This is a genomic window from Chlorobaculum sp. 24CR (genome assembly GCF_004118635.1).
GTDB lineage: Bacteria > Bacteroidota > Chlorobiia > Chlorobiales > Chlorobiaceae > Chlorobaculum.
This window is the reverse complement of the sequence record NZ_SDGU01000017.1, coordinates 25,898-34,705: the sequence shown is the minus strand read 5'-3', so window position 1 is coordinate 34,705 and position 8,808 is coordinate 25,898. Positions and strand designations below refer to the sequence as shown.

At 58.1% G+C, this 8,808-nt stretch carries 8 protein-coding genes; 3 read left to right on the top strand and 5 right to left on the bottom strand.

Annotation, left to right across the window (positions count from 1 at the left end):
• Positions 1-202: 202 nt before the first annotated feature.
• Complete coding sequence (locus EST62_RS03865; RefSeq protein ID WP_129050795.1) at positions 203-613, top strand: PEP-CTERM sorting domain-containing protein; 411 nt, start codon at positions 203-205, stop codon at positions 611-613.
• A 175-nt stretch (positions 614-788) separates the two neighbouring features.
• Here EST62_RS03865 and queA read toward each other — a convergent pair whose 3' ends face one another.
• The gene (queA, locus tag EST62_RS03860) at positions 789-1,811 is read right to left on the bottom strand and encodes a tRNA preQ1(34) S-adenosylmethionine ribosyltransferase-isomerase QueA (RefSeq protein ID WP_129050794.1); all 1,023 of its coding nucleotides are present in this window, start codon (positions 1,809-1,811) and stop codon (positions 789-791) included.
• Positions 1,808-3,094, bottom strand: a complete 1,287-nt coding sequence (gene hisD / locus EST62_RS03855; RefSeq protein ID WP_129050793.1) for a histidinol dehydrogenase — start codon at positions 3,092-3,094, stop codon at positions 1,808-1,810. Before hisD ends, queA begins: the two co-directional genes overlap by 4 nt.
• Before the next feature lie 267 nt (positions 3,095-3,361).
• On the opposite strand from hisD, the gene EST62_RS03850 reads away from it, so the two are divergent.
• Positions 3,362-4,390, top strand: a complete 1,029-nt coding sequence (locus EST62_RS03850; protein ID WP_129050792.1) for a rod shape-determining protein — start codon at positions 3,362-3,364, stop codon at positions 4,388-4,390.
• 158 nt (positions 4,391-4,548) lie between these two features.
• On the opposite strand, the gene bshA is transcribed toward EST62_RS03850, so the two are convergent.
• The 3 genes from bshA to EST62_RS13735 all read right to left on the bottom strand — a co-directional run bounded on the left by bshA (position 4,549) and on the right by EST62_RS13735 (position 6,371).
• On the bottom strand, positions 4,549-5,715 hold the full coding sequence (gene bshA, locus EST62_RS03845; RefSeq protein WP_167599164.1) for an N-acetyl-alpha-D-glucosaminyl L-malate synthase BshA: 1,167 nt from the start codon (positions 5,713-5,715) through the stop codon (positions 4,549-4,551).
• Between the two features lie 168 nt (positions 5,716-5,883).
• Positions 5,884-6,228: a DUF5615 family PIN-like protein gene (locus EST62_RS03840; protein WP_129050790.1), complete on the bottom strand. Its 345-nt coding sequence runs from the start codon at positions 6,226-6,228 to the stop codon at positions 5,884-5,886.
• Positions 6,225-6,371, bottom strand: coding sequence for a DUF433 domain-containing protein (locus tag EST62_RS13735; protein WP_245153456.1), 147 nt, complete (start codon positions 6,369-6,371; stop codon positions 6,225-6,227). The genes EST62_RS03840 and EST62_RS13735 overlap by 4 nt, the downstream gene beginning before the upstream one ends.
• A gap of 991 nt (positions 6,372-7,362) precedes the next feature.
• Here EST62_RS13735 and EST62_RS03825 point away from each other — a divergent pair.
• Positions 7,363-8,679, top strand: coding sequence for a hemolysin family protein (locus EST62_RS03825; protein WP_129050789.1), 1,317 nt, complete (start codon positions 7,363-7,365; stop codon positions 8,677-8,679).
• The last annotated feature ends 129 nt before the right edge of the window (positions 8,680-8,808 follow it).

The window sequence follows — 8,808 nt, the reverse complement described above, 5'->3', positions numbered from 1 at the left end:
GTGAACTTGTTGCGTTTCTTCTCGCTCATAACTTGACCTTGTTTTCAGCCAAGTTACCACCTTAAACCGCTGTCCGAAAATCGGGGACCACTATACTGCGAATGCCGCGATCATAACCTACAACATCGACGTAACCGTCACGAATGTCGCTCTTGCGCCGGGAAATTTTGCGTCGAACCCGTGGAGCTTCCCTTCAACCCCGATGACCTACTCGGGAACCTTCACCGCGGACGACAGCGCACCTGGATCAATCAGCAATCTCAACCTCACAATCGGTGGCCTCGACATTGCAAGCGCGTTCCCGGTGGTTGCTGTCAATACTTTTAATCCGGCGACCCTGATCCTGAACTATGGAGGAGGAGACAACGTTGTAACCCCAACATCAGGAGTGGCTTTTGGCGACCCGCTTTTATTGGGCGCACCATCTGATTATGCTGTAGCATCAGAAAACTCTCCTTGGGGCCCTGCTAATCCCTATTACGGTAGTACAGAAAACTGGGTTGGCACCTACAGCATCTCCGCCGTTCCTGAACCGTCCACGGCGCTTCTTCTCGGCATAGGCGCAGTTGGCTTGGCCGTTGGCGCCAGGAAAAAGAAAACCAACGTGGCTTGATAATTCCGGCAAGTACCGACGTTTGTCATCTTTTCAAGGCCTCCGCTGTCAGCAAGCGGAGGCTTTTTTTGTTTCGCGGCGACGGTGGACAAAGTGGACTTTGTGGACGGGTTGGACGGGTTGGACGGAATCGAAAAGCGACGATTTGGCGGAGAGTTCTTCAATTCATCATTCATTATTCTATAAACATGCTGTCGCCGTAGCTGAGGAAGCGGTAGTCGCTTTCGAGCGCCTCCTGGTAGGCTCGCCTGAGCAGCTCTTTTCCGGCGAGGGCGGCGGTGAGCATGAGTACCGTGGAGCGCGGTGCGTGGAAGTTGGTGAGCAGGGCGTCAATGATTTTGAACGTGTAGCCAGGATATATAAATATGTCGGCTTCGCCGCTGAGTTCCTGCGTGAAGGCGCTGTCGATGAGCTTCGGCGCGGCGTGTTCGAGCGCGCGGGTAACGGTGGTGCCAACGGCGACGACGCGCCCGCCACGGGCTTTGACCTGGCCGATCTTGCGGGCGCTCGATTCGGGAATGTTGTAATACTCGCGGTGCATGACGTGCTCCTCGAAGCTCTCCGAGCGGATCGGCAGAAAAGTGCCGAGGCCGACGTGCAGCGTGACGCGGGCGATCTCGACGCCCTTGGCCTTGATTTTTTCGAGCAGCTCGTCGGTGAGATTGAGCGAAGCGGTCGGCGCGGCCACCGAGCCGGGAAGTTCGGCGAAAACCGTCTGGTAGCGCTCGCGATCCACCTCTTCGGCGTCGCGTTTGAGGTAGGGCGGAATCGGCACGGAGCCGTGCGCCTCGAACAGCTCGGCGAGATTCGCCGTCTCGCAGGAGAGCCGCGCGACGCCGTGGTCGGGCAGCGCTTCGACCGTCAGTTCCGCGCCGTGCGCCAGCAGGCGGTCGCCCGGCTTGAGACGTCCCCGGTAAAGCGCAAGGTTCTGCACCCCCTCGTGCTTTTCGAGCAGCATCAGCTCGATGCGAGCGCCGGTCGGTTTGCGGGCGAACAGCCGCGCGCGGATCACCCGGCTGTTGTTCAGCACGAGCAGATCGCCCGGTCGGAGCCGCTCGTGCAGCGAGGCGTAGGCGGAGTGCTCGATGGTTCCGGCAGCCCGGTCGAGCACGACGAGCCGCGTCGAACCGCGTTCGGCAGGCGGCCAGGTTGCGATGCGCTCTTCGGGAAGGGTGTAATCGAACTCTTCGACCCTCATAGCTTTTTCAGTCTCGTGCGCACCGCCTCGGCGTGAGCCTGAAGCCCCTCGTGGTCGGCGAAGCGGGCGATCTTCTCCCCGGAGCGGCCCAGCTCCTCCTTCGACCAGGCGATGATCGAGGTGTGCTTGACGAAGTCGCGCACGGAGAGCGGCGAGAAGAAGCGCGCCGTGCCGTTGGTCGGCAGCGTGTGGTTCGGACCGGCGAAGTAGTCGCCGACCGTTTCGCACGACCACGGCCCCATGAAGATCGCTCCGGCGTGGCGCAGGTCGGGCAGAATCTCCCAGGGATTGTCAACGTGCAGTTCGAGGTGCTCGGGGGCGATCATGTCCGACACACGGCACGCCTCCCGCATTGAGCCGGTCACGACAATCGCGCCGTTGTCGGTGAGCGCGCGGGTGATCACCTCGCCGCGCAGCATCGTGCCCGCGAGCCGGGCAGCGGCCTCCTGCACGGCGGCGGCAAGATCGGCGGAGGGGGTGATGAGCACCGCCGAAGCGTCCGGATCGTGCTCGGCCTGGGCGAACATGTCCATGACGATGAACTCCGGATCGGCCATCCCGTCGGCGATCACCACCACTTCGGACGGCCCGGCGATGCTGTCGATAGCGACGTGGCCGAAGACCTGCTTCTTGGCGAGCGCGACATATTTATTGCCGGGGCCGGTGACGATGTCCACCTTCGGGATGCTCTCCGTGCCGAAAGCGAACGCCGCCACGGCCTGCGCCCCGCCAAGGCGATAAACCTTCGTGACGCCCGCGACCTTCGCCGCAGCGAGAATGTGCGGACTGACCTTGCCTTCGGCGTCGCACGGCGTGCTCATGCAGATTTCGTCCACGCCAGCCACCTGCGCGGGCGCGGCATTCATCAGCACCGACGACGGATAGGCAGCCTTGCCGCCGGGCACGTAGAGCAGCGCCCGCTCCATCGGAGTGACGCGCTGGCCGAGAATCACGCCCCCCTTCTGTTCATAGAAAAAGCTCCTCTCCACCTCGTTGCGGTGGAACGCCGTGATGTTGGCGAACGCCTCTTCGAGAATCGAGATGAACTCCGGATCGGCCTCGGCGTAGGCCGCTTCGATCTCCGCCTCTGGCACCATCATGCTTTCGAGACGCACGCCCTGGAAGCGCTCGGTGTAGTCGAGCACCGCCTCGTCGCCCTCGGTTCTGACCCGGTGCAGAATCTCATCGACCGTCTTCTGAGCTTCCGGATCGAATGACACCGTCCGGTTGAGCTGTTGTTTGAGGTCTTGTTCGTCCTGGGGAAAAGTGTAGATCGTTAACACTGCGTATCTCTATTTTAATAATGATGGCCCCGGCAAGCGGGGCATTTTGTTTCGTCACTGAATGTAATCATTAGCTCTTTGAAACGAAACTCCGCCATCCGGCAGAACGCTTGCCGAATGGCTCAAAATGAGGCTTTCCCGGTCTATGATTTCATTTGAAAAACTGGTTCCATTAAGTACCTTAAGACTTCATTCAAAACCTTGGAATCCAGCCTGAAAAACGCCCTTTCCAAGCCACTATGTACCATACCAAGATACTTACGCATCATGAGCTTTTTCGGTAACCTGTTCAGAGACATCGCCATCGATCTCGGAACAGCCAACACCCTCATTTTCATCCGCAACAAGGGCGTCGTGCTCAACGAGCCATCCATCGTCGCCCGCGACCGCAATACAGGCAAAGTCGTCGCCATCGGTCAGGACGCACTCCTGATGCACGAAAAGACGCACCCCGGCATCGTTACCATCAAGCCGCTGGCCAACGGCGTCATCGCCGACTACGAGGCGACCGAAGAGCTGATCCGGGGCCTGATAAACAAGACCAAGAAACAGTTCTCGCTCGGCATCCGCCGCATGGTGATCGGCATTCCGTCCGGCATCACCGAGGTGGAAAAACGGGCCGTGCGCGACTCGGCGGAGCACGTCGGCGCCAAGGAGGTCTATCTGGTGGCTGAACCGATGGCCGCCGCAATCGGTATCGGCATCGACGTCAAGGAGCCGATGGGTAACATGATCGTTGACATCGGCGGCGGCACCACCGAAATCGCGGTCATCTCGCTCGGCGGCATCGCTTCGGGCGAATCGCTGCGCGTGGCGGGCACCGACATCACCAACGCCATCATCCGCCACTTCCGCAAGGCATACAACCTGGCCATCGGCGAGCGCACCGCCGAAGAGGTCAAGATCAGGATCGCCTCGGCCTACAAGCTCGACAAGGAGCTGACCATGATGGTGCGTGGCCGCAACCTGGTGACCGCCCTGCCGGAGGAGCGCGAAATCAACTCCGCAACCATTCGCGAAGCCATCGCCACGCCAATCAGCCAGATCATCACCTCGGTCAAGAAGAGCCTCGAAGTAACCAAGCCGGAGCTGTCGGCGGACATCCTCGACCGCGGCCTGTTCCTGGCGGGAGGCGGCGCGCTCATTAAAGGGCTGGACAAGAAGATCAACGAAGAGACCAAGCTGATGGTGCACATCAGCGAAGACCCGCTCACCGCCGTGGCGCGCGGCACCGGCGCAGTGCTCGAAGATCTCGAGAACTACCGCTCGGTGCTGCTCTCGACCAAGCGCTACTGAGAGGAATTTGCTTGTTGACGGGCGGGCTGACTCGCCTGTTCTCCCTGTCATTCTGAGGAGGCTTGCCGACGAAGAATCCAGTTCTTTCGAGTAGCGCCGAGGCATTTCGACTGGATTCTTCACTTCGTTCAGAATGACAAGGCCGATGCAGGTTCAGCTTATTTGTTGTGAGTCTTGTCTGATGCCGCCCTTTGGCGGGCCTCGTCGATGAGCCTGCGGTAAAACGCTTCGTACTCTTCAACCTTCAGGGCGGTCCCGAACCGCCCTGCCTGGTTTACTGTAGCCTCCGAAAAGCGCTGCCAGACCACGTCGTCCTGCAAAATCGAGAGCGCGCTGCGGCTCATCCCCTCAATGTCGCCGTGCGGATGGCGGAAACCGTCCACCCCCTGCCGCACGAACTCCGGAAAGCCGCCCGCATCGGTCACAACAACCGGCACCCCACACGCCATCGCTTCGAGCGCCGCGAGGCCGAACGACTCGACGTTGCTCGGCATGAGCATCAAGTCAGCAATGGAGAGCAGCGGCACGATGTCGTCGAGCTTGCCGAGAAAGCGCACCCTGCCGCCAAGCCCGTTGCTCCGCACCCAGCTCTCCGCCTCGCCGCGATCCGGCCCGTCGCCCACCAGAAGCAGCGTGGCATCGATGTCGCGCTGGACGCGCTCGAAGATCGCCAGCACATCCATGATGCGCTTGACGGGGCGAAAGTTCGAGATGTGAATCACCACCTTGCCGCCGCCCAGCCCCAGCAAATCGCGCCGTCCGGGCAGGCGCTTGAACACCGAGGTATCGACAAAGTTTTGAATCACCTCGATCTTCTTGCGCGGCGTGAACATGCGAATGGTCTCGTCGCGCAGGTAGCCCGACACCGCCGTCACGCCGTCCGACTTGTTGATGGCGAGCCGCACAGCGTCGCTCATGCTGTGATCGGCCCCGACGATGGTGATGTCGGTACCATGCAGCGTGGTCGCAATCCGGAAGCACTCCGATGCGGGGCACTTCTCTTCGAGCATCTGGCGGGCCAGCATGGCGCTGATGGCGTGGGGAATGGCGTAGTGCGCGTGGACTACATCAAGCTCCTCGTAATACGCCACCTCGGCGATTTTGGACGCCAGCGCCAGCGAGTGGTACGGCGTCTCGAACAGTGGGTAGTTCATCGCCTCGATCTCGTGGCAATGGATATTGCGCGAATAAAGCCCAAGCCGAAACGGAGCCGCCTGGCTGAAAAAGTGCACCGTATGCCCCTTCAAGGCCAGCGCCTTCCCCAACTCGGTAGCCACCGCCCCGCTACCGCCGTACGTATGATGACAGGAAATCCCGATTTTCATGATGTTGTAAAACAAGTTAGATCAACATGCTATGCTCCAAAAGTACGAAAATCGAAGGAGAGTTAGGTGGGAGATGGAGTGGGAGCAGATGAATGGGAGTTGCGAGATGAAGGACGGCGAGTTAGCCGGATGAAAATTTAGACTGGATAATCGAATTGGACAAATGGCTTAACGGAGATCGCTGATTTCAACGACAGGCTCTCCATTGCGAAGCAGTTCGAGAGCCTTGTCAAGGGATTTTTCAAGCACCTCTCTCATTCTGGCGCTCAACATGTCGCCACAGATAATCCAGAGGATTTGAGGCAGTACGCCGAGTTGATCGACGAGTTTGAGGAAATCCGAATCTTTGCTCAGCACAACAGCACCGGCTTTTCGCGCTGCCTCAAAAATGGCGTTGTCATCAGCTCGTTGCAAACCGAGACTGCTCAGCGATTTTGCCTCGATGATCGTAAACGTTCGGCTGATCCAAGCGGCCAATGACGGCGACAGTTGTGCATCGATCCAGATGGTCATGCCGCGATTACGGGGTGATCGAGCTTTTGGCTGGCATATTTGAGAACCGCCAGAATATCCTCTTTTTCAAGACCGAAGAACTCCTCAACAATTTCGTCATAGCTCAACCCCGATGCCAGCAGGTCAATGATAATATCAGCCATTCAATGCCTCAATCCCTGCAAGCGCCAAACATCCTGTTGTGTGTGATTCTGCTCCGACTTGTCGGGAAAAAAACCAAGAACTCTTTTTTTATAATAAAATGGATTCTCTCCCGACAGCAGTCTGGACCAAAGCATGAATCCGCTTCGCTCCATTCAGAATAACAGCCTCTTTTCCAGAATCTCTTTGCGATTTATTGTTGCCGGAGCAATAAAATGATTCTTGTTCTTGTATAAGAACTTTAGTTTCAGGCTTCGCCTATCGAGCATTTAAACCGATAAAACATCTGCATCTTCAGCAGCAATTTCATGCCTTCCCCGTCCAGCGCGCACCTGCGTGCAAACCGGCCACTCGATCAGCTATTGGCACCACAGTCGGGCGACAGGCTTCATTTTGTCCGTAAGCACCCTCTCCACGCCTGAAGCAAGTTGAGAGAGCATCTCTTGCAGTCGCTCTTGGGCTTCCTTGACGCCGATTTGTCTGGCCAGCATAACCTCCTCTCCTGAAGCCGATTCACGGTTGATTTATCATCATGTTGCAATCTACCAATCCATCAGCAAAAAGCCATCACCTCGGCGGCGCTACAGGACGAGCAGAATCAGTCAATCGGGCCTGATCGTGTATGTGTCGGTGCTGCATACAGTTACACGTATCAGGCCGTTTCGTCGGACATAAATATTTTATCATACGCCAGAAATGCTTTGTATATGAAGTTTTTTTGCTTACATTGAAGCTGTATTTTTTACAGCTCCTTCGTTGTTGTGTTTCGAGATCAGGCCCCTTCCTTTTCTTGAATTTTCGGGGGAGCTTCTTTTTTCCCCTGCTGTTATCCCAAAGGCTGAGACAATCAATTAACGGACGCAGGCAACAGGTTTCCTCGCTCTAAAGCCCCCCTCTGAAACCCCGCTTTATAATATCCCGCCAATACCGTATTATTCGGTACGTGTGTCCGTCTGCATGACTGGATACAGTTCTTGCACCTAACCCGAATCCATGGAAATCCTTTTTCTCTTTTTTCTTCTCATTCTTCTGAACGGTCTGTTCGCCATGTCAGAGATGGCGCTGATTACCGCGAAGCGCTCACGCCTCGCAAAGCTGGCCGAGGATGGCGACAAGGCGGCGGCCACCGCCATCAAGCTTGGCCACGAGCCGACGCGCTTTCTTTCAACGGTGCAGATCGGCCTGACGGTCATCGGGGTGCTCAACGGCATCATCGGTGAATCGTCGTTCACTCCCCCGCTTTCAAATATGCTTGAATCTTACGGCATGAGCCAGGAAACGAGCCATATCATTTCAACCGTGCTCGTCGTCATGACGATCACCTACATTACCATCGTCATCGGCGAGCTGGTGCCCAAGCGGCTCGGCCAGTCCGACCCGGAGGGCATCGCCCGCATCGTCGCCCGCCCGATGCAAATTCTCGCCGCCTCGACCCGCCCCTTCGTGCGCCTGCTCTCGGCATCGACCGACGCGCTCCTGCGACTGATGGGCAAGCAGGTCAACGACCATCCCAGCGTCACCGAGGAGGAGATTCACGCCATGCTCGAAGAGGGCTCCGTGGCGGGCATCATTGAGCAGCAGGAGCACGAAATGGTGCGCAACGTCTTCCGCCTCGACGACCGGAAGCTCTGTTCACTGATGGTGCCGCGTGCGGATATCATCTATCTCGACACGGCGCTCTCGGTCGAAGAGAACATGCAGCGCGTCGGCGAGTCGGAGCATTCGCGCTTCCCGGTCTGCCACAACGGCTTGCAGTGGCTGCTCGGCGTGGTCAATGCCAAGCAGTTGCTCGCCCAGACCATCAAGGGCGGCGTTATCGACCTGGCCGCGCACCTCCAACCCTGCGTCTATGTGCCCGAAACCCTGACCGGCATGGAGCTGCTCGACCACTTCCGTACCTCCGGGACGCAGATGGTGTTCGTGGTCGATGAGTATGGCGAAATCCAGGGCCTCGTGACCTTGCAGGATCTGCTCGAAGCGGTCACCGGCGAGTTCGTGCCGCACAACCTCGAAGACTCGTGGGCTGTGCAGCGCGAGGACGGCTCGTGGCTGCTCGACGGCCTGATCCCCGTGCCGGAGTTGAAGGACACGCTCGATTTTCGCTCGGTGCCGGAGGAGGAGAAAGGGGTCTATCACACGCTGAGCGGCATGATGATGTGGCTGCTCGGACGCCTGCCGCAAACCGGTGACATCACCTTCTGGGAGAGCTGGCGGCTCGAAGTGATCGACATGGACAGCAAGCGCATCGACAAGGTGCTCGCCACCAAAATCGACGATCAGTCCGCCGAAGCCAAGAAACCCGGCAATTGACCGGCGGACGGCGCGGAGAGTTGCCTTGCACTGTCGATTCTTACTGCGCTGAAAATACATCGACGACTTGAAAAGTATCGATCATAATTGCCCCGGCTTTTAAGCCGGGGGTACAGAATTGACCAGTGT